The following is a 20,400-nucleotide window of genomic DNA, read 5'->3' as shown; positions in this document are numbered from 1 at the left end:
CCCACTGTTAAATAAGTGGTGGGTGTGGAGAGGTTCGAACTCCCGACATTCGCCTTGTAAGGGCGACGCTCTCCCAACTGAGCTACACACCCGCTTTAGCTATTCAAGCTACTTGGGGAAAAATTATTTCGCATGGTGCCGGCACCAAGAGTCGAACTCGGGACCCTCTGATTACAAGTCAGATGCTCTACCAACTGAGCTATACCGGCAGGTATATTTCTGCGATTTAATGGTGCCGGCACCAAGAGTCGAACTCGGGACCCTCTGATTACAAGTCAGATGCTCTACCAACTGAGCTATACCGGCAAACATGCTTTATTCTTTTCACCTCTCTAAGAAAAACCTTAGAGATATGGTGCCGGCACCAAGAGTCGAACTCGGGACCCTCTGATTACAAGTCAGATGCTCTACCAACTGAGCTATACCGGCATAAAGAACCAAAACAAATTGTATTTACCAAGAAATGGTGCCGACACCAAGAGTCGAACTCGGGACCCTCTGATTACAAGTCAGATGCTCTACCAACTGAGCTATATCGGCTTTTCCGTTTCTGGTCGGGACGGCAGGATTTGAACCTGCGACCACTAGCACCCCATGCTAGTGCGCTACCAGGCTGCGCTACGCCCCGTTTGCTGAACAAGACACTGTCTCTGTCAGCGGGTGCGTATATTACTATATGGATCTGAAAAGGGAAGCCTTTTTTGCGTTTTTTTTAACTTTTATACCAAATATCTTCCGATTGAATACGAATCATACAAAAAACGGGTAAAACGTCAATTATTGTCTATAAATGAACCACTTACCCCATTGTTATAGAGGCCATAAAAGCAAAAAAGCCCGCTGTATACACCAGCGGGCTTTTTAAAACGCTAACCAATATAGGCCAAGCCTACATATACTTTATGGTAACTCGTCTTCCAGCTCTTCTTTCGGCGCTGGAATTAGATCTTCTCTCGTTATACCTTGCGCCAGCAACAAATTTGCAGCAACAAAGACAGAAGAGTACGTACCAATGACAATACCCACCAACAGAGCAAACGAGAAGTTATTAATCGCCTCCCCGCCAAACAAGTAGAGCACCACCAACACAAACAAAGTTGTCATCGACGTAATAATGGTACGACCGAGTGTTTGGTTAATTGACTCATTTATCAACGCTTCAGGCTCAGTTTCACGCATAATTCTGAAGTTCTCACGGATTCGGTCACACACAACGATAGTATCGTTCAAAGAGTAACCAATAACAGCTAATAACGCTGCGAGAACCGTCAAATCAAACTCTATCTCGAAGATTGAGAACACACCAAGCGTGATAATAACGTCGTGCGCCAATGCCGCCACAGAGGCAACAGAAAACTTAAATTGAAAACGCACTGCAACATAAAGCATGACAATTGCCAAGGCTAGCAACATACCTAAACCGCCCTGCTCTCTCAGCTCTTCACCGACCTGCGCACCTACGTATTCAGAACGCTGCAAAGAGACACCGACTTTATCGCCCTCTTTTAGTGTAACCAAAACCTCATCACCCAATGTTGCAGTGTATGAGTTCGCCATACGAACAACCACATCAGTCGGAGAGCCGAAGTTTTGAACAACTACATCGCTGTAGTTGTTTTGAGCCAGTACAGCTCGTACATCATCCAAATTCGGCGCTTCGTCATACTTAACCTCAACTAACGTACCGCCAGTAAAGTCGAGACCGAACTGCAAACCTTTTGTTGCAAGCGAGCCGATGGAAATCAGTATAAGTAGCACCGAAAACATAGCAACGATTTTGCGCATTGCCATAAAGGGTATATTTGTTACTTTCATCTTCTACTCCTAAATGAACAAGCGCTTATTTTTGCGGCCGCCATAAACAAGGTTAACTTGCGCTCTCGTCACCACAATCGCTGTAAACATTGAGGTTAAGATACCTAACGACAGTGTCACTGCGAACCCTTTCACAGGGCCCGTTCCTACTGCAAATAGAATCACCGCAACGAGCAACGTTGTAATGTTAGCATCAAATATTGTAGTGAAGGCTCGGTTAAAGCCTGAATGAATGGCCTGCTGACTCGGCAATCCATTGGCAAGCTCTTCTTTGATCCGCGAAAATATCAATACGTTCGCATCCACCGCCATACCCATGGTCAATACAATCCCTGCAATCCCTGGCAAGGTTAATGTTGCCGTTAATAACGACATGCATGCCATTAGCAACACAATGTTAAGGATCAGAGATACGTTAGCGAAAACACCAAATGCTTTGTAGTACACCAACATAAACAACATAACAACCAGCATACCAATTTGAGCAGACGTCACACCCAATTGAATATTTTCCGCACCAAGGCTTGGTCCAATTGTACGCTCTTCTACGAAGTAGATCGGAGCTGCTAATGCACCAGCACGAAGAAGCAATGCTAATTCAGATGATTCACGAGGACTGTCTAGCCCTGTGATACGAAATGAATTACCCAATGTCGTTTGAATTGTTGCCAGAGAAATAATGCCTTTTTCACTATAACTACGACGCACTTCTTTTAGCGAGCCATCTTCTTGTTCAACAAAGCGTGAACGGCTTTTATGCTCGATGAACACCACAGCCATATTTCTACCAACAGCAGATCGCGTAACTTTCGCCATCTGTTTGCCGCCTTTCGAATCCAAACTGATATTGACCTGCGGTCGTCCGTTCTCATCGAATGAAGAATTAGCGTCCGAAACACTGTCACCCGTAATGATAATGTCTTTCTCAAGCTGCGCTGTACGACCACTGCCATTACGGAACGTCAATGTCTCGGTATCAGAAGCATTCGCATCAAGACCCGCTTCTAAACGAAACTCTAGGTTAGCTGTTGCCCCAATGATACGTTTCGCCGCCGCAGTATCTTGAACACCCGGCAATTCAACAACTATCCGATTACTACCCTGACGCTGAACTAACGGTTCAGCAACCCCTAGCTCATTTACACGATTACGTAAGGTCGTTAAGTTTTGCTGCAATGCATAAATTTCAATTTCTTTCTGCTCAGCCTCGCTAAACTCAACAGTCAGATAAAAGCTCTTTCCTTCTTCTAACGTTCGGTAAAGATAGCTATCGAACTGATCTTTTAACAGAGATTCCGCCAAATCTCGATCCGCATCTTTCAAGAAACGAATAGACATAACGCCATCTTTTATTGCTACACTGCGGTAGCGAATTCGCTCTTTACGAAGAGCCGATTTCATTTCACTGGCCGCAACCTCTAAACGCTGCTTTAGAGCGGCTGGTGTATCCACTTCTAATAGAAAGTGCACACCGCCACGCAAGTCTAAGCCAAGCTTAGCTGGCCCCGCACCGAGAGATGCCAACCAATCTGGGGTTGTTGGCACTAAGTTTAGCGCCGTTACATAACTGTCGCCCAATGCCGCAGCAATAACAGGCTTCGCTGCCAATTGGTCCTCGCCATTATCGAAACGCAAGGTACCACCAGCAGAGGTCAATTCTGCTGCTTTTAATTCTATGCCAGCCTTATCAAGCGCTTTCTGTGCTGTTTTTAACGTTCGCTCATCTACTGCGCTGGTCGCTTTTTGTGCTGATATTTGTAGAGCTGGATCATCTGGGTATAAATTTGGCAAGGCATAAATTACGCCAAATGCCAATACAGCCAAGATGAGCAGATACTTCCACAAGGGATACTTGTTGAGCATGAAAGATCCTTTACACTGGATAATTTTACGGTATTAAAACAAGAAAACGCCCTATTCAAGGGCGTTTTGTCACCATATTAAATGGATTTTAATGTTCCCTTTGGAAGAACAGACGTGACAGACGATTTTTGAAATTTGATTTCAGCACCTTCTGACACTTCAAGAACAATGTAGTTGTCGTCTACTTTGGTTACTTTACCAAGGATGCCGCCACTGGTTACTACTTCTGTTCCTTTCGCCAAAGAAGCAATCAAGTTACGATGCTCTTTCGCACGTTTTGCCTGTGGGCGCCACATCAAGAAGTAAAAAATAATAACAAAGCCGACAAGCAGGACAATATTAAATATGCCTGCGTCTGCTGGTGCGCCACCTTCAGCGTATGCTGGTGAGATCAATGAGATCATGGTGTTAACTCTCCAATGGTTTATGAAACTCTATTTCTGTATTTGGCTACTGCCAATACAAAGTCTTTTTTTATTACTCAGCCAAAGTCGGCGTTTCCATTCCGCGCTTCGCATAAAATTCGTCGACAAAGGCGTCAAATTTACCTTCATCAAGCGCCTTACGCAATCCCGCCATGAGCGTTTGGTAATATCTCAAGTTATGTATGGTGTTTAATTGAGCACCCACCATTTCTTGACACTTATCAAGATGATGTAGATAAGCCCGAGAAAAGTTTTTACAAGTGTAACAATCACATTCTTTATCTAAAGGCCCCGTATCGTGGCGATTTTTTGCATTTCGAATACGAACTACACCATCAGAGGTAAACAAATGTCCATTACGCGCGTTTCGGGTAGGCATCACACAGTCGAACATATCAACACCACGACGCACGCCTTCAACAAGATCTTCAGGCTTACCAACGCCCATCAAATATCTTGGTTTGTTATCCGGCATTTTGGGCGTGACATGATCAAGCACTTTCATCATTTCATGCTTTGGCTCGCCCACAGACAAACCGCCAATGGCATATCCGTCGAAGCCGATATCTACCAACCCTTCAAGAGACTCGTCACGCAGAGTCTCATACATGCTGCCCTGAATGATACCAAACAACGCAGATGGACTGTCTCCGTGTGCATCTTTAGAGCGCTTCGCCCAACGAAGACTCATACGCATAGATTTCGCGGCTTCAGTTTCAGTCGCAGGGTACGGAGTACATTCATCGAAAATCATTACGATGTCGGACCCTAAATCACGCTGAACTTCCATCGAAATTTCCGGATTCAAAAATACCTTGGAACCATCAACAGGAGAGCGGAAACTCACACCCTCTTCGGTGATTTTGCGCATTTCACCCAAAGAAAAAACCTGAAAACCGCCTGAGTCCGTTAAAATTGGCTTCTTCCATTGCGTGAAATCGTGAAGATCTCCATGCTCTTTAATCACCTGAGTACCAGGTCGTAACCAAAGATGGAAAGTATTACCCAGAATAATATCGGCACCAATCTCTTCGATATCTTTGGTTAACATACCTTTAACAGTGCCGTAAGTGCCGACCGGCATAAAAGCAGGTGTTTCAACATTACCACGCGGAAAACTTAACGTTGCACGTCTCGCTTTGCCCGACGTTGCGTGAACTTCAAAGTCCATAAAACACTCTGGACGTTTATCTGACATTTCTTTTATTCCTCTGACTGCGGACCATCTGCTTTTGAATTCCGCGTAATAAACATGGCGTCGCCATAACTGAAGAAGCGATATTGCTCACTAACCGCGGTTTTATACGCCGCCATTACGTTGGCATACCCTGCAAACGCACTGATTAGCATAATGAGTGTGGATTCTGGCAAATGAAAGTTCGTAACCAGTGCATCCACTGTTTTGAACTCATAGCCGGGATAAATAAAAATACTCGTGTCATCCGCCATAGGCTGGATGCTACCGGACTGACTCGCAGACTCAAGAGAACGAACGCTCGTTGTGCCGACGGCAATCACTCGCTTACCTTTGGATTTTGCCAAACGCACCTTATCAACTACGTCTTGAGATACTTCTGCATATTCAGAATGCATAATATGATCTTTCACATTATCCACTTTAACGGGTTGAAATGTACCTGCACCAACATGCAAGGTCACAAACGCTGTATCCACACCTATTTCTGACAATTGCTTCAATAACTCATCATCGAAATGCAAACCTGCTGTCGGTGCAGCGACCGCGCCTGGCTTTTCATTGTAAACAGTCTGGTAGCGCTCTTGATCGCTCTCCTCATCAGGGCGTTCAATGTAAGGAGGTAATGGCATGTGCCCAACCTTATCAAGCACCTCTAATACTGGCTCTTCAAACTGCAAGCGAAATAAGTTGGCCTGACGCTCAACCATCACCGCTTTAAATGATACGCCTCTGTCAGTACCAAGAACGAGTTCATTGCCAGGCTTTGGCGATTTGCTGGCGCGAACGTGAGCCAGTATTTCCGTTGGTGAGACTAGACGTTCAACCAATACTTCAATTTTGCCGCCCGACTCTTTTTGACCAAATATTCGCGCCGGTATCACTCGTGTATTGTTAAACACCATTAGATCGCCAGGTTCAACCAAAGAAAGAATATCTGCAAACTGGCCATGCTCTAACTCGCCACTCTGCCCATTAAGTTTCAATAAGCGACTCGATGTACGCTCTGGCATGGGGTAGCGAGCAATAAGCTCATCTGGTAAATCAAATTGGTAATCGGATACTTTCATAAGGTTTTATTAACGACAATCTAAAAAACGACGCGGCATTTTAGCGAATTTCTTGTTCATTTGGTACGACTCACAAGTGAAAACCTGACTGATTGAATAAAGAAGTGGCAATTTAAACAAGTTTCTAAAATTCTTTTAAATAAGCATTGACAGCTTTTCAAAAATCACGATAATACGCCTCACCTTTTTCAAAGCCAGTGTGATGGAATTGGTAGACATGACGGATTCAAAATCCGTTGCCTCACGGCGTGGCGGTTCGAGTCCGCCCACTGGTACCATATAAAAAGCCCGTTAAGTTAGATCTTAACGGGCTTTTTTTTCATTCAATCATTCACACACCTATAAGACGCAAAACTCTTCAGTTAAAAACGCCCTCTAAAATGCCATTCACCTTCCGCCATATCGTTGCAGATCGCCTCTTTAATATCGTCATCAATTTCATTTGAATCCATATCGTAGAGCCCAGACATGGACAGTGCTTTCTTTCTATCTAGCCTTTTTCCAAGATATTCGTATACCACTCGCACACAACAAGGCACTCTCTCGCCTGATCCCGAAACACCTATTCGCAAGCCTTTTAGACGCTCAACACGATTTTTAAAAGAGGGGTACAAAATGGTTTGTGTCACTTCCACCTTGGTATGCACTTCATAATCCATAAGAAACAATCGATCAGAAAGAAATTGAACCACTCCTTGATAGATGCCATGAAAGGGTTTCTTACTGGTCTTAGGGTTAAAGCGCTCGATTCGCTCATAATACGTTTTTCCATCCTGAGCCTCGATATGAACCAGAGTTCTTAGGATCTGCCCCGGACACGACATGGAAATGTAATATTCGAAGTAGTAACCACAATACTTTTCTAGGTCTTTTTGTCCGACGTGATTTAATCGATCAAAATGGCGCTGCTCTATAGATTTTTCGGCATGTTCTGCCTCTTGATTGATAGGACGTGCCTGAACCAAGCGTTGAAACTGACTATGAGGCAACAAAATCTCGCTCTGAGTGACGCCAAAAAAATCACATATTCGACGCGTTGTGCTGTCGGCGGGAACCGTCTTTCCATTAAGGTATCGATTAAATTGAGGGCGATTAATATTCAAGCGCCGACAGACTTCTGCGATAGATTTATAATAACTGCACAATAAGCGGAGGTTACTTTGGAAATCTTGGTTCATCTCGACCTTCATTTATCTCGTTCTACCTAATAGATAGTACTAAAAAAAACCAGCATTCACACCTCACATCTGATGCTAATTGATTCTCTAATAGCATCTATTAGCATCAATCAGTACCGACTTACATACTCCCTTTCTGGCGTGATTTTCGTTTCAATATAGGTGCAATGATCACCCTTAGCGACGACCGCTCTGCAAGCTATCCGCTTCAGTCGGTCTCGCACTTTTTAGGATTAGCACTCAATGACCACTCGCTCTGAATACGATCTACTTGGCAATTTAAATGTTCCTGCTGATGCGTTCTATGGAATCCAAACTCAACGTGCAGCAAACAACTTTTCGATTACTGGCGTACCCATTTCACACTTCCCTGAATTGATTAAAGCGTTAGCAATGGTAAAAGCCGCTGCTGCACACACTAATTGCGAATATGGCTTATTAGAAAGGACAAAAGCAGACGCCATTTTTGATGCATGTCAGGATCTAATCCAAGGTCATTATCACGACCAGTTTATTGTGGATGTGATTCAAGGCGGCGCAGGCACTTCTACTAACATGAATGCGAATGAAGTCATTGCAAACATTGCACTCACTAAACTGGGACGAGAAAAAGGGGATTATCAGCATCTGCACCCGAATGATCATGTGAACCGTTCACAATCCACAAACGATGCCTACCCAACCGCTGCATGCTTGGGAATTCAGTTTGCCGCGGATTCTTTCATTCCCGTACTTTCTTCTCTAAAAGCGTCTTTAGAAGACAAAGGCAAAGAGTTCTCCAACGTTTTAAAAATGGGCCGTACTCAATTACAAGATGCCGTCCCCATGACGCTTGGGCAAGAGTTCGATGCATTTGCAGTCAATTTGGGCGAAGACATTGAACGTATCAAAGAGGCTTGTACATTGCTGTGTGAAGTTAATTTAGGCGGCACTGCGATAGGCACAGGCATAAACACTCCTGAGGGGTACGCGAAAAAAGTCGTCGCGAACTTAGCGGAGTTATCAGGTAAGCCTGTCGTCCCTGCGACCAATCTAGTCGAAGCGTCATCGGATATGGGCGCTTTTGTTTTCTTCTCAGGCATTTTAAAACGCCTTGCAACCAAGCTCAGCAAAATGAGCAACGATTTACGCCTGCTCTCTAGCGGCCCTCGTACGGGTTTTGGCGAGATCAAATTACCTGAGATGCAACCGGGTTCTTCCATCATGCCGGGAAAGGTTAACCCTGTTATACCCGAAGCAATGAATCAAACAGCCTATCAAGTGATCGCCTCTGATCTTGCGGTAACACTTGCAGCCGAAGCGGGGCAACTCCAGCTTAACGCGATGGAGCCCATGATCATATATAACCTACTCAATTCTCTAAAAATGCTAAAAGAAGCCTGCGAAATGCTAGAACTTCGTTGCATTCGAGGCATTGATGCCAACGCTGATGCTTGTTTAGCTCACGTTGAAAATAGTATTGGCATTATCACAGCACTTGTACCACATATTGGTTACGCAAATTCATCTCGCATCGCTCGCGATGCGTTACTGTCCGGCACAACCGTTAAAACGTTAATTCTACGAGAGAAGCTACTCACTGAAGAACAACTGAACGATCTCCTCAAACCTGAGAATATGATCGCTCCCATTCCAGCAAAAAGTGCGGTGCAATAAAATGAACAAGATACTTATCGTCTATACGGGCGGCACTATAGGAATGATGGAAACAGAAAACGGTTTAGCGCCCTCTTCTGGTTTACGCACTCGCATCCATCAAGCCGTTGGAGATAACCTTGCAGAACTCCCGCTTTTTGATTTAATCGAACTGACACCGCTGATCGACAGCTCTAATATCACCCCTAGCAACTGGTGTCGAATATACGACACGATTCAAAACAAGTGGCATGAATATGACGGTTTTGTTGTATTACACGGCACCGATACCTTGTCGTACACCGCATCGATGCTTTCGTATATGTTTAGCAAGTGTGATAAAAACATCATCATAACCGGCTCTCAAATACCACTCGGAATGAAACGGAGCGATGGATTAGCCAATTTAGAGGCTGCGATGAGCATCGCTGAAACGCCGTCACTTGGACAAGTCACCGTTCTCTTCCACCACGAGCTAATGGAAGGTAGCCGAACCACCAAATTTAGCAGCAGCCAGTTTGGTGCATTTAAGTCTTTTAACAGTGTACCGCTGGCTCAGCTTTCAATCAGTCAGGCGTTGCCTAAATGCGATCAGGCTACCTTAATTTCTCCAAAAAAGCGTGACATTGAATTTATTGAAAACGCAGTGGGCATACTAACACTGCACCCAAGCCTTCCAACTTACGCTTACCAAGGCTTTTTAAACAATAATTCATGCAAAGCCATCGTACTACTCTCCTACGGAGCCGGCAATATTGCGGATGCAACCCCAAGTTTGATCGAATTTTTAGAAGGCATGCAAGAACTCGGAAAAGCGGTCATCAACGTGACACAATGCCAACACGGTGGCACTTCTTCTGGAACCTACGCCGTGGGTTCGCTATTGACGAAGCTCGGTGTACTCGATGGCAAAGACATGACTATGGAAGCCGCTTTCTCAAAATTGCATTGGCTACTTGCAAATGGAAACACTTATATGGATATTCAAACAAATTGGGACACCGTTATCAGCAACGAAACGTTTGTATAAAGCAATCGCAAACAAGTCGAGGGTGGTAGAATTAAGCGTACGCCTAAGCCCTCTTTAACGGTATTGGGCTTTACTGAGAGCTACTTTCTAAACTTTTGTTCATGCGCTGTTCAATTCAATAAAACGGGCGCTTACCTTATAATGAACCACATTCAATACGCCTTTAGGACTCTGATTTAATGATTATCACCCTTACGACACCCGCTATGTTGTTCCCAGCAGTCTCTTTATTGCTGCTCGCCTACACCAACCGGTTTGTCACTTTGGCGTCCATTATCCGAAACTTTGAGCCAAACGAAAATAACGACCTAATAACAGAACAAATCACAAATTTGCGAAAGAGGATCTATTTAATTCGGCGAATGCAGGAGGCAGGCGTCATTAGCTTCTTGCTCTGTGTGTTAGCAATGTTAGCCATTTATATTGAGTACCAACAAATCGGCAGCTATATATTTGGCGCAAGCCTTATTTGCCTGATGTACTCGCTATACTTATCAGTGAGAGAAATTCGAATTTCGTGCGACGCATTAGATGTGCACCTGAAAGAGTTTAATGTGACGTTCAAAAAGAAAGGTCGCAGAGCAGATAAAGACTAAAAAACACAACAGAGTCATTTAGTAGCGGGATCATCAAGCAAGGAAGTGCATTGAACCGGAACCCATCCCGTTTCGCCCGCCTCATTTTCTACACAATACCATTCGTTTAATTCTTGCAGAACAATAAGTATATCTTGACTATTGATGTCGAGCTCTCGAGCATTATAAGGGCAACTAGCGTACCCTACGACAGCTCCGGGTTTCGCTTCGATATACTGAACAGGTGCCCACCCTCTATTCCCATCAGAGGTTTCTACTCGAATCCATCCCTCATATTCCAGATCTAATTCCCCTAATATGAGCATATCTCCAGGCTGAAACTGAATTGGGTTCGGATAGTTCGAAACGTGAGAGTCTATTACCCTTACCTTCATACCTACATTCATTGCGGTAGCCCTCTACAGTCGCTTCAAAATAATACTGCACGAATCATTTTAAGATCGCAATATGCTCTCAATAACGAAATATGTAAAATGCCTTTTTACATAACAAGCTCACATTACTACTCAAATAGATAAATTCGTCACTGAATCAATTAACTAAAAACCCGTTATTTGATCTAATATTAAGATAGACGCAGATTTATCTATTAAAGTCAGACGTTTTGATAAGAGGTCAACCGCATCCCTCTCAAACCTCAAGAGTAATTGTGAACTCAAAAAAAGACGCGCTCTCGTAGTGCCTTAAAGGAACAACCAAATACGAAGGCAGGATAACGACATGAAAACATTATTTGCTTCAGATTGCGGATATGATTTGAGCATAAGCCGACTCAAATCCGCTTCTATCTTTGGTGCATTGAGCCCAGAGGCCATTACTTTTTTACTAGAGCACGGTGCCTTGGAAGAGCTAGATGAAGGCGAAGTACTGTTTAAAGAAGACGAAGTAGCTGACGCCTTTTATATTGTACTAGACGGATCATTAAAGTTGTGTCGCGGCGATGAAAAAGCAGCTGATGTGAAATTCGGAGAAGGCTCTATTGGTTTTGGTGAAGAAATTGGATACGTCACCATGATCGCACTTCATCCACGTGCGGCCGACGTCATCGCCACCCAAACAACATTAGTTCTTAAAATTAATTCGTATGTTTTTGGCCAGTTTCACGACTATCATTCTTTTGATTTCGGGATTTTGATTCTGAACCTTTCCAGAGACATGGCACGTAAACTCAGAATGGTGAGCGAAGCGCTGGCTCGTCATCATATTGATGTAGATAAGTGAGAAAAATAGAGTACACATACCAAGCATCATGTAAACAAAGGCATATTTGAAAAGATTCGATTGACAACTACGGCGGCTTGAAATTAAATCGATAATCGTTCTCAATTTTTACACGCCTGTTATGGAGCCGCCACGCTATGCCTACTCCGCGTATTCGCGAATTTACCGTATTAAAAAAGAACTACGTTACCCCTAATATGCTTCGTGTCACTCTGGGTGGCCATAACATGAACACTTTACCTAACGATCATGAGGGTGGCTACGTCAAGCTTGTGTTTCCACAAGGCGAAGGTCGGCTAATGCGAACCTATACGATTCGCCATCAATCGGAACAGGAATTTGATATCGATTTTGTGATTCATAAAAGCGATGAAGAGCAAGCGACTGGCCCCGCCTGCACATGGGCACTAAATTGCCAAACTGGCGACTCAATCAATATCGGAGGACCAGGGCCAAAGAAGCTTGTTTCAGATGATTCAGACTGGGTCTTAGTCGTAGGCGACATGACCGCACTCCCAGCGATCAGCATAAATTTGGAGAACTTACCTGAATCAACAAAAGGCTACGCCATCATCGAAGTCATGTCTGACAAAGACATCCAGCCTTTAAATAAGCCTAATAACGTAGAACTGCATTGGATCATCAATGCACACCCTGGCCACGACTCCACACTTTTATTGAATAAAATCAAATCATTACCGTGGCTCGATGGCAGTGTTGCGGTTTGGGCCGCCAGTGAGTTTAGCTCGATGAAAACGTTACGACAGTTCTTTAAGAATGAAAAAGAAATAGACCGTAAACAAATGTATATCTCAAGCTATTGGAAAAGTGGCATTAGTGAAGATGAGCACAAAATAGTAAAAAGTAACGACGCGGACAAAGAAGCCTAGATGGGGATGAAGGAGGCATAGGAGAGTCGATCTGAAATGACATCTTCTATGCTTCCTTCATACCCAAATAATTTACGATGTGGCTTTAACGTGCAGCAAACTCCCACCTAAACCAATAAAAATACCGCCACTTAATCGATGGAACCAAGCCGCATTATTTCCTTTTGCTAGAAAGTTCTTAGCGCGGTTAGCCAATAGTCCATATACAGTCAAACTCACAAACGAGTAAACCATAAAAAGAGATGTCATGATGCTAAACTGTGGCAGGAGCAGTGCGTTCGTATCCAAAAACTGTGGAAATAAAGCCACAAAAAAACAAAATAGGTTTAGGATTGGTAACAGCAACAAAGAAGCCTTCTTTAAAGTAGGCAACATAGGATTTTGAACGCTCTTCTTTTACGAATTGTATGTCTTTTTTACCTTTAAAGGTCGCTCGAATTTGCTTCAATCCCAGATAGATCAGGTAACTTGCCCCAATAATCTTAACAATGGTAAACAGTGTTGCTGAGGTGAGTAATAGCGCACTTAATCCGCTTATTGAGCAACTCGACAATACGAGCAACCCTAGAATATTGCCTAACGCAGAAGATACGACGACTTTCACACCGTTCACGGCACCATTATATAAAGCTAACAATACGGCCGGCCCCGGGCTAATCACATAAAAAAAGGCGACAGCGGCATACAACAAAAATGTGTCAAGAGTCATCATTATTATCCTTAATAATTTGAATGAGAATAATCCGAATTAAGGCACTCCCCAATCAATAACGAGTTTATGCAGGCTCAGACCATACAGCCCATTCATTTCCACAAGGATCAAGAAAATGGAACCGACGACCGCCTGGAAATTCAAAAATTTCTTGTTCGATCACTCCGCCACACTCCTGAACGCGCGCAAGCGCTTGTTCAATGTCTGAGCAGTACAAAACAACGAGCGCAGCGCCATTTTTCGGTCGAGAAGCGAAATCGGCCTGAAAAAAGCCTCCATCTAACCCTGCATTTTCAAAAGCAGTATATTCTTCGCCAAAATCCTGAAATGACCACCCGAAAGCTTTCTCAAAAAAAGCCTTATTGAGAGCAAGGTTTTTTGCGGGTAACTCAACATAATTGATTTTATTCGATTCCATAGAGCCGCTCCTAAATTCTTAATTTATTAAATTTCCAAACGTAACAAGAATAACACTCATAAAGATCATCGTACCGCCAATCCACTGCTGCGGTGTAACTTTTTCGTTAAATTTCTTTTTGGAAAAATAAAGCGTTCCTAATATCTCGATCTGCCCGAGAGTCTTAACCAGCGCAGGGTTCACCAACGCAAAGCCTGTAAACCAGCCAATAGAACCTAAAGAGCTCAAAAAACCGACTTTACAGCTTAATGTAAACGATTGAGTAACTGGGCTTAGGAAGCGACGTGTTTTATATATCTGTATGCCGCACAACAACATAGATTGAGTGGCCAATACATACCAAAGCGTGACGCCAGCAGACGTAATTACAGGGCCATCGAGTGTGTGGCTCGCCATGGAAGCCGTAACTGAGGTGATAGCAAAACATAACCCACTCCCAATACCAGCGACGAGCGATATGTCTTTGTGGGCGTGTCGAAGGTTACTAAGGGTAATACTCATAACCAATGCTCCTAAAACACCTAACGCAATGCCCAGCCAAGCAGCCCCCCCTAAGGAGTGATGCAATAATGGAATACCTATTAGAGCCGCCAATACCGCTTCGGTTTTGGCTAATAACGTTCCCAGAGCAAAGCTTCCCGACTGAAATACGCGCAACATTAAATAGGTCGCAAGTATTTGCATTATTGAACAGATACTCGCATACAGAAAAAACTCAGTGGGGTTTGGCAGTTGAACTACACCAACAAACCACCAGCACACGACGACATAGAGAGTAACTAATGGCAAACCGAATAGAGATCGGGCCATGGTAGCGTGCAAAAAGCCTTGTTGTTGAGAAAGTGTTTTTTGATGTGCTGTCCGCATAGATTGACATGCTGCAGCAAAGAGAGTGACTAGAATCCACATAGCAAACTTATATACATAAAGGTTAACGTTAATAATGGGAGAGGAGAATGCGCGCTCAGCTCAAGTTTGTAAAAGGATTAATTTATATAGCTTCTATTCCGCGGAGGAATTCACATTTTCTTAATAGTGTGCGGTATAAAATGCTTAGATGACAAAATCAACGCTTATTCAGTTCTTTCAGTTTAGCCTTGTCGGCTTGTTCAGCTTCGCAATTGATTTCCTTGCAATGTGGGTGTTTAGCCAATGGATTCCTCTTGTATTTGCACGATCTTTGGCCTTTTTATTAGCCGTTTTATCGAACTGGATTTGCCATCGACTGTATACATTTAGGCGCCATAAAGACCAACAGGCGAAACTAAAAGAAGCTATCCACTTCGCTATCGCATCGTTGGTCGGTATGATACCTAATGTAGGAATTTACGGGTGGATCGTACACTCAGATGAATATTTGCTATACAGCTCCCAGCCATATGCGCCCCTAGCGGCAATGATTCCCGGAATCATGACCGCACACATATTCAATTTTGCCTTATCGAAATACTGGGTATTTAGTCACAAAAAAGTTCAGGGTCTTTCTTCACGACCATCTGCATAAAGCGCAAAACGAGTCGCGACATCACCGTGCGTTTGATCGGATGACTCCCAACGCCAGCCACCAAACTCCGTCAATTGAAAATCGTTAAAAGCCTGTTGCAATTCCTGACGTGTATTCATGACGAAGGGACCGTGTTGCGCCACATTTTCCCCAATAGGCTTACCTTGCAACAACAGCATTCGAACTTTCTCTGTGCCTGAGTTATAAAGCGAAAGCTCTATATCACTTTTTAGTTGAATCGCTGAGTTTATGGGGACATTCTGCTCGTCGGCTCGAACTTGCGTACCTTCGAAAACATACAGAGTGCGACTCAAACCTTTTACGGAAGCAGGTAGAGTCCAATTCGCACCTTGCTCCATATCGATAATCCAGATGGCAACATGGTTGTTTTCTTCACTTGCCCAAGAGTTAGGCGGACACGGCAATGGCTGAATTGATCGACCATCGCATTCCAATTCACCAGCGACGACTTTAATTTGGATTTGTTTATTATTCTCATCACTAAGCTCAACAACAGGTGTTTGCTCATTCCAAAGCATTGAAAAGTGCGGTTCCACCATCTTGCTCTTCGAAGGCAAATTCAGCCAAATCTGGAATAGCTCAAGATCATTGCTCTTTTGTGTATGAACAAGGGGAAACATTTCTGAATGCTGTACGCCTTTACCTGCCGTCATCCATTGAGTATCACCTTCGCCGTAACGACCCGCGGCACCCATCGAATCTGCATGATCAACATACCCCTTGTTGACCACTGTAACCGTTTCAAACCCCCTATGAGGGTGCGCAGGAAAACCAGGGATTTTTTTCCCGTGGTACATGCTCCAGCCATCTTTTTGACCAAAATCTTGGCCTATTTGCCGACCACTGAGCGATGCGTTAGGCCCTAATGAACCATTACCCGCTGGATACGCGTCATTGTGAAAGGCACAAAATAAAAAAGGATCAAACGTTGGCCAAAACATTTGCAGTGGCATCGTCTTAATAATTGCTGTCATACTCTCTTCCTCAGTATCTATGCCCATATTTTATATCAGTTAGGCGCAAAGCATATGGAAGATAACAACGAAATTTTTGATAGAGATGATCAGAAAATTATAAAGGTTTTGACCTTTCGATAGTGGCAGCACATCCTCGCGAGCCGACGTTATCAGCAAGGTTAAACTGATAGCCATACTGACTGCATATATCTCGTACGATAACCAAACCAAGTCCGTGACCATCTGGGTTATGATCACCACTCAAACCGTCGCCCGTATCGATAACGCTCAGCTTGTGAGTCTCTATCTCAACGAGAATAACAGGATCGTTTTCCTCATCATATTCCGTTACGCTACTGACTATGGATTCGAACGCATTCTTAAGCAGGTTCACTACGATGATTTTAAACGCCGGGGCGGGTAATGCGACATGCGCGTGTTCTGGCATCGTCAGTTGGTATCGAATAGGAGAACTGTGTTGAGCTAAATGCAAATCATCAAAGTAGTTCATCCATTCTTGAACTTCTGCTTTGTGTACGACAGTTTCTATCTGGTCACCTGCATCGCGGTCTATTTGAGATAACATGAGCAAAGTATCAATGTAATCTGTCATCTCATGCGTTGCTTGTTCTAAACGGCTCACCTGACGTTGTTCAAATTCGGATTCCACTTTGCGCTTCAGCAAATTGGCCGCCCCTCTAATTACCATTAAAGGAGTTCTTAATTCGTGACTTGCTCGTCGGTTGAACGCCCTTTCTCGCTCTATCAAATGCGCATTCTTCTCTTGCAGCAAATTTATCTGATTGACTAACTGCACAACTTCTCTTGTTACGACACCATCAGGCACAGGAATTGAAGACAAATCTTCTGAAGATCGGTTTTCTAGATGCTTCGTTAAGCTTGATAAAGGATGTGTCAAACGACGCGAAATAAGCAATACAACGACTAGACTAACAGCCAGCAATAGAAGCGATATAGACAATTGAATAAACTGATTTTTGAAAACTTTGCCTTCACTCGCTTCATATACTTCGTCGTAATGAATCAAATATAAATTACGGACATTTCCCTGATCATCTGAGTAACGCTCTTTAATACCAAACATCTCGAGGTTTGGTCTGTAACCCTGAACTAACTCAACAACATCACCTGACACCACATGCTTAGGAAACATAATGTAATTGGGCAACGCATCCTCCCCCAGATAAGCTCGCGACATGTTTGACAATACGACCGACGTTTTATCATGATGATGAAAGTACATCTTTGCATCTACGATGTCTTTTGACATACGCTCCTTTGCATACACTTTTTCCATGCTCTCAATCATGGTGTCTATCATGGCAAAATGAAATGTCGTGATAGCGAAAGCGACAATAGCGAAGTACGTGAAGGTAAGCTGACGAGAAGTTCTAATCGGGGCGTTCATTTGGTAATTCCAAACGGTATCCTGATTTCGACACCGTCTTTATATAGGGATGTTTAAAGGGTTTATCGATCAAATTACGCAGCTGATAAATATGAGTTCTGAGGATAGAAGAATCTTGTTCTTCCTCTCCCCACAATTCATGAATAATCTCACCCCGAGAAACCATGTCTGGTGCTTTTGATATCAGTAGCTTCATGATCTTATATTGCGAGGGATTTAACGAATATCGGCCTCCTTCACGTTCAACGATACGCCGCCCACAATCCAGAGATAAATCGCCAAAAACAAGCTTATTAACCTCTCCTTGGCCTTTATTTCTACGAATCAGAGCGTCGACGCGCGCTCCTAATATATCTAGATCAAATGGTTTTACTAAATAATCGTCAGCAAAGCTTTTGAAGCCTTCTAAAATATCATCGCGCGCATCACGCGCTGTCAGCATAATTACAGGGGTTGAAATCCCCTCTTGTCGCAAGGTCCGGCAAACCGTTAATCCGTCTATTTTTGGAAGCATTATATCGAGGATGATCGCATCATAGAGGTTCTGACGTGCAAGATTCAAACCTTGTTCGCCATTGCTCGCATAATCAAGGACATCGCCCCGTAGTTCAAAAAAATCATAGATAACGCCCGCGATGTCTTTATGATCTTCTACGACCAGAATCTTCAAGTAATTTTTCATTTGTTTAAGCTGCCATCTCTCAGTATCAATATTCATCTGGCATCTTTTATCAAAAGCTAATGCCGCACTTTTTAGGCTCAGATCTATTGTGACATATTTTAGTGAAAAAAATGTTGATGCAATCTTAGTCACGGTTCGCTTATTTTCTGCAACAACCATACAGGGACGAGTAACACACCAAGTAGACAAACTGAATTGCGAAAACGCCATTTCCCCCTTTAAAAAGCGTCTTTTTTTGCACAAAAATAGAGCCTAAACATGATCAAATCGAAATCCTAAAGTTACAAAAGAGCCTTTTAGTTACATTACAGCCTGATGACTTTCTCTATTGACATGGATTGATAGACTGCGCATCGAAAATTCATAACAAACATAAAAGAGACCCATCCTATGATGATAAATAACGCAATTCATCAAAGTGAGCAGCGCACAACTAAAGTTGTACTGGCTCTAGCTGCGCTGATAATACTTCTTGCGACATTCAATAACCAAATGCCTGTAGGGATGATAGGCGCGCTAGGCGCTATGGTTATTGTTGGTTACGTATTAAATTACGTAGGTGACAGAACGCCCATCGTGAATCAATTTTTTGGTGGCGGCGCAATCGTCGTTATCTTTGGTTCCTCATACCTATTCCACAGCGACATCTTCTCCAGTGATATCTCTAAACAGATCACAACATTTACGAAGAGCGGTGGATTCTTATCCTTCTACGTAGCAAGTCTTGTAACAGGCTCGATTCTAGGAATGAGCACTGAAACGCTGAAAAAAGCGGCTCTTAAATACATTCCTGTTATCTTGGGTGCGGTTGCGGTTTCATTCCTATTTACTTGGGTAATCGGCCTGATCGTTGGCAAGAACTTCTTCGAATCCGTTATGTTGATCGCTCTGCCTATCATGGGCGGTGGCATGGGTGCAGGTGCAGTACCTCTTGTAGAGATCATGTCTGGTAATACTGATATGACTGCTGAAAACCTTATGTCCCTAATGGTTCCTGCGTTAGCAATTGGTAATGCCATTGCAATCGTTGTCGCTGGCCTTCTAAACAAACTTGGACAAATCGTACCAAGCTGGACAGGTAACGGCGAACTTATTCGCGGTCAAGAAGCGCACGTTGAAGACGAAGTGCAAACAACACTGGATATCAAAGTTCTAGGTATGGGCGCATTACTTGCGATTGCAATGTTCTACCTAGGCACCGTATTAGCTGGTTTTATTAGCATGCACACATATGCGTTAATGATTCTATCTATTGCGATTATCAAAGTAACTGGTCTAATGCCAAAAGCTCTAGAAGATGCAGCTTACTCTTGGTACAAGTTTGTCGTTGGCAACTTAACTCCTGCTCTTTTAGTGGGTATCGGTGTTGCTTACACAAACCTAGACCAAATCATCGCCGCTTTGACACCTATGTATTTCGTTATGGTATTAACTACTGTATTGGGTGCGGTTGTTGGTGCAGGATTAATCGGTCGTCTTATGGGATTCTACCCGATCGAAGCAGCAATCACGGGTGGCCTATGTATGGCTAACATGGGAGGAACAGGTGACGTAGCGGTTCTTGCAGCGAGCAAGCGTATGCAGCTTATGCCATTTGCACAAATCTCATCTCGAATTGGCGGCGCATTTATGCTGATTCTAGCGACCTTTGTGATCGAATTATTCCTTTAATTTAAAGTTGTTTTAAAAAAAGCGGATGGAATACACTATTTCCATCCGCTTTTTTCGTTAGTCGTCTATGTTATCTACCTCCTTACTCA

Annotated in this window: 21 protein-coding genes and 7 tRNA genes; 8 read left to right on the top strand and 20 right to left on the bottom strand. The window is 43.5% G+C overall.

The window, feature by feature from the left end; all coding sequences use genetic code 11:
• Nucleotides 1-16 precede the first annotated feature (16 nt).
• The 11 genes from DFP79_RS03585 to queA form a co-directional block, all read right to left on the bottom strand.
• Nucleotides 17-92, bottom strand: a tRNA-Val gene (locus DFP79_RS03585).
• 41 nt (nt 93-133) lie between these two features.
• A tRNA-Thr gene (locus DFP79_RS03580) sits at nt 134-209 on the bottom strand.
• Nucleotides 210-230: 21 nt separating this feature from the next.
• Nucleotides 231-306 (bottom strand) — tRNA-Thr (locus DFP79_RS03575).
• 47 nt (nt 307-353) lie between these two features.
• A tRNA-Thr gene (locus DFP79_RS03570) sits at nt 354-429 on the bottom strand.
• Between the two features lie 35 nt (nt 430-464).
• Nucleotides 465-540 (bottom strand) — tRNA-Thr (locus tag DFP79_RS03565).
• Nucleotides 541-551: 11 nt separating this feature from the next.
• A tRNA-Pro gene (locus tag DFP79_RS03560) sits at nt 552-628 on the bottom strand.
• A gap of 272 nt (nt 629-900) precedes the next feature.
• Entirely contained in the window at nt 901-1,815 is a 915-nt protein-coding gene (gene secF, locus DFP79_RS03555) for a protein translocase subunit SecF (protein WP_133502572.1), read from the bottom strand.
• Between the two features lie 9 nt (nt 1,816-1,824).
• Nucleotides 1,825-3,678 (bottom strand): protein translocase subunit SecD, encoded by a 1,854-nt coding sequence (gene secD / locus DFP79_RS03550; RefSeq protein WP_133502571.1) that lies wholly within the window; start codon nt 3,676-3,678, stop codon nt 1,825-1,827.
• A 77-nt stretch (nt 3,679-3,755) separates the two neighbouring features.
• Entirely contained in the window at nt 3,756-4,082 is a 327-nt protein-coding gene (gene yajC, locus DFP79_RS03545) for a preprotein translocase subunit YajC (protein ID WP_133502570.1), read from the bottom strand.
• A gap of 73 nt (nt 4,083-4,155) precedes the next feature.
• Nucleotides 4,156-5,274 (bottom strand): tRNA guanosine(34) transglycosylase Tgt, encoded by a 1,119-nt coding sequence (tgt, locus tag DFP79_RS03540; protein ID WP_208111397.1) that lies wholly within the window; start codon nt 5,272-5,274, stop codon nt 4,156-4,158.
• A gap of 32 nt (nt 5,275-5,306) precedes the next feature.
• Nucleotides 5,307-6,368 carry a tRNA preQ1(34) S-adenosylmethionine ribosyltransferase-isomerase QueA gene (gene queA / locus DFP79_RS03535; RefSeq protein WP_133502568.1) on the bottom strand — a complete coding sequence of 354 codons (1,062 nt, stop codon included), beginning with the start codon at nt 6,366-6,368 and terminating at the stop codon, nt 5,307-5,309.
• Nucleotides 6,369-6,561: 193 nt separating this feature from the next.
• On the opposite strand from queA, the gene DFP79_RS03530 reads away from it, so the two are divergent.
• Nucleotides 6,562-6,646 (top strand) — tRNA-Leu (locus tag DFP79_RS03530).
• 84 nt (nt 6,647-6,730) lie between these two features.
• Here DFP79_RS03530 and DFP79_RS03525 read toward each other — a convergent pair.
• Nucleotides 6,731-7,546, bottom strand: coding sequence for a helix-turn-helix domain-containing protein (locus tag DFP79_RS03525; protein ID WP_133502567.1), 816 nt, complete (start codon nt 7,544-7,546; stop codon nt 6,731-6,733).
• Between the two features lie 243 nt (nt 7,547-7,789).
• Here DFP79_RS03525 and DFP79_RS03520 point away from each other — a divergent pair, with 243 nt between their 5' ends.
• From DFP79_RS03520 to DFP79_RS03510, 3 genes are all read left to right on the top strand, one after another.
• Nucleotides 7,790-9,202 carry an aspartate ammonia-lyase gene (locus tag DFP79_RS03520; RefSeq protein WP_133502566.1) on the top strand — a complete coding sequence of 471 codons (1,413 nt, stop codon included), beginning with the start codon at nt 7,790-7,792 and terminating at the stop codon, nt 9,200-9,202.
• Between the two features lies 1 nt (nt 9,203).
• On the top strand, nt 9,204-10,211 hold the full coding sequence (locus DFP79_RS03515) for an asparaginase (RefSeq protein ID WP_133502565.1): 1,008 nt from the start codon (nt 9,204-9,206) through the stop codon (nt 10,209-10,211).
• A gap of 179 nt (nt 10,212-10,390) precedes the next feature.
• Entirely contained in the window at nt 10,391-10,807 is a 417-nt protein-coding gene (locus DFP79_RS03510; RefSeq protein WP_133502564.1) for a DUF2721 domain-containing protein, read from the top strand.
• A gap of 14 nt (nt 10,808-10,821) precedes the next feature.
• Here the strand turns inward: DFP79_RS03510 and DFP79_RS03505 are convergent, their stop codons facing one another.
• A complete protein-coding gene (locus DFP79_RS03505; protein WP_133502871.1) occupies nt 10,822-11,181 on the bottom strand; it encodes an SH3 domain-containing protein in 360 nt (119 codons plus the stop codon).
• A 346-nt stretch (nt 11,182-11,527) separates the two neighbouring features.
• On the opposite strand from DFP79_RS03505, the gene DFP79_RS03500 reads away from it, so the two are divergent.
• Nucleotides 11,528-12,028 carry a cyclic nucleotide-binding domain-containing protein gene (locus DFP79_RS03500; protein ID WP_133502563.1) on the top strand — a complete coding sequence of 167 codons (501 nt, stop codon included), beginning with the start codon at nt 11,528-11,530 and terminating at the stop codon, nt 12,026-12,028.
• 137 nt (nt 12,029-12,165) lie between these two features.
• Entirely contained in the window at nt 12,166-12,918 is a 753-nt protein-coding gene (locus DFP79_RS03495; protein WP_133502562.1) for a siderophore-interacting protein, read from the top strand.
• Between the two features lie 72 nt (nt 12,919-12,990).
• On the opposite strand, the gene DFP79_RS18155 is transcribed toward DFP79_RS03495, so the two are convergent.
• The 4 genes from DFP79_RS18155 to DFP79_RS03480 form a co-directional block, all read right to left on the bottom strand.
• Complete coding sequence (locus tag DFP79_RS18155) at nt 12,991-13,227, bottom strand: LysE family translocator (protein ID WP_279526492.1); 237 nt, start codon at nt 13,225-13,227, stop codon at nt 12,991-12,993.
• Nucleotides 13,172-13,630 (bottom strand): LysE family translocator, encoded by a 459-nt coding sequence (locus DFP79_RS03490; protein WP_279526491.1) that lies wholly within the window; start codon nt 13,628-13,630, stop codon nt 13,172-13,174. The genes DFP79_RS18155 and DFP79_RS03490 overlap by 56 nt, the downstream gene beginning before the upstream one ends.
• Nucleotides 13,631-13,694: 64 nt before the next feature.
• Nucleotides 13,695-14,048 (bottom strand): VOC family protein, encoded by a 354-nt coding sequence (locus DFP79_RS03485; protein WP_133502561.1) that lies wholly within the window; start codon nt 14,046-14,048, stop codon nt 13,695-13,697.
• Nucleotides 14,049-14,066: 18 nt separating this feature from the next.
• Nucleotides 14,067-14,957, bottom strand: coding sequence for a DMT family transporter (locus DFP79_RS03480; protein WP_133502560.1), 891 nt, complete (start codon nt 14,955-14,957; stop codon nt 14,067-14,069).
• 148 nt (nt 14,958-15,105) lie between these two features.
• Between DFP79_RS03480 and DFP79_RS03475 the strand changes: the two genes are divergently transcribed.
• Nucleotides 15,106-15,552 carry a GtrA family protein gene (locus DFP79_RS03475; protein ID WP_133502559.1) on the top strand — a complete coding sequence of 149 codons (447 nt, stop codon included), beginning with the start codon at nt 15,106-15,108 and terminating at the stop codon, nt 15,550-15,552.
• Here the strand turns inward: DFP79_RS03475 and DFP79_RS03470 are convergent.
• From DFP79_RS03470 to DFP79_RS03460, 3 genes are all read right to left on the bottom strand, one after another.
• Entirely contained in the window at nt 15,522-16,547 is a 1,026-nt protein-coding gene (locus DFP79_RS03470) for a pirin family protein (RefSeq protein WP_133502558.1), read from the bottom strand. The genes DFP79_RS03475 and DFP79_RS03470 overlap by 31 nt on opposite strands.
• Nucleotides 16,548-16,644: 97 nt before the next feature.
• Complete coding sequence (locus tag DFP79_RS03465; protein ID WP_133502557.1) at nt 16,645-17,958, bottom strand: sensor histidine kinase; 1,314 nt, start codon at nt 17,956-17,958, stop codon at nt 16,645-16,647.
• On the bottom strand, nt 17,942-18,772 hold the full coding sequence (locus tag DFP79_RS03460) for a response regulator transcription factor (RefSeq protein WP_243730181.1): 831 nt from the start codon (nt 18,770-18,772) through the stop codon (nt 17,942-17,944). The genes DFP79_RS03465 and DFP79_RS03460 overlap by 17 nt, the downstream gene beginning before the upstream one ends.
• 258 nt (nt 18,773-19,030) lie before the next feature.
• Between DFP79_RS03460 and DFP79_RS03455 the strand changes: the two genes are divergently transcribed.
• Nucleotides 19,031-20,311, top strand: coding sequence for a 2-hydroxycarboxylate transporter family protein (locus tag DFP79_RS03455; RefSeq protein WP_133502556.1), 1,281 nt, complete (start codon nt 19,031-19,033; stop codon nt 20,309-20,311).
• Nucleotides 20,312-20,400: the final 89 nt, after the last annotated feature.

This window comes from Marinomonas balearica (assembly GCF_004362145.1).
Taxonomy (GTDB): Bacteria; Pseudomonadota; Gammaproteobacteria; order Pseudomonadales; family Marinomonadaceae; genus Marinomonas; species Marinomonas balearica.
The sequence above is the reverse complement of the archived record's forward strand: the minus strand, read 5'-3'. Positions and strand labels throughout refer to the sequence as shown.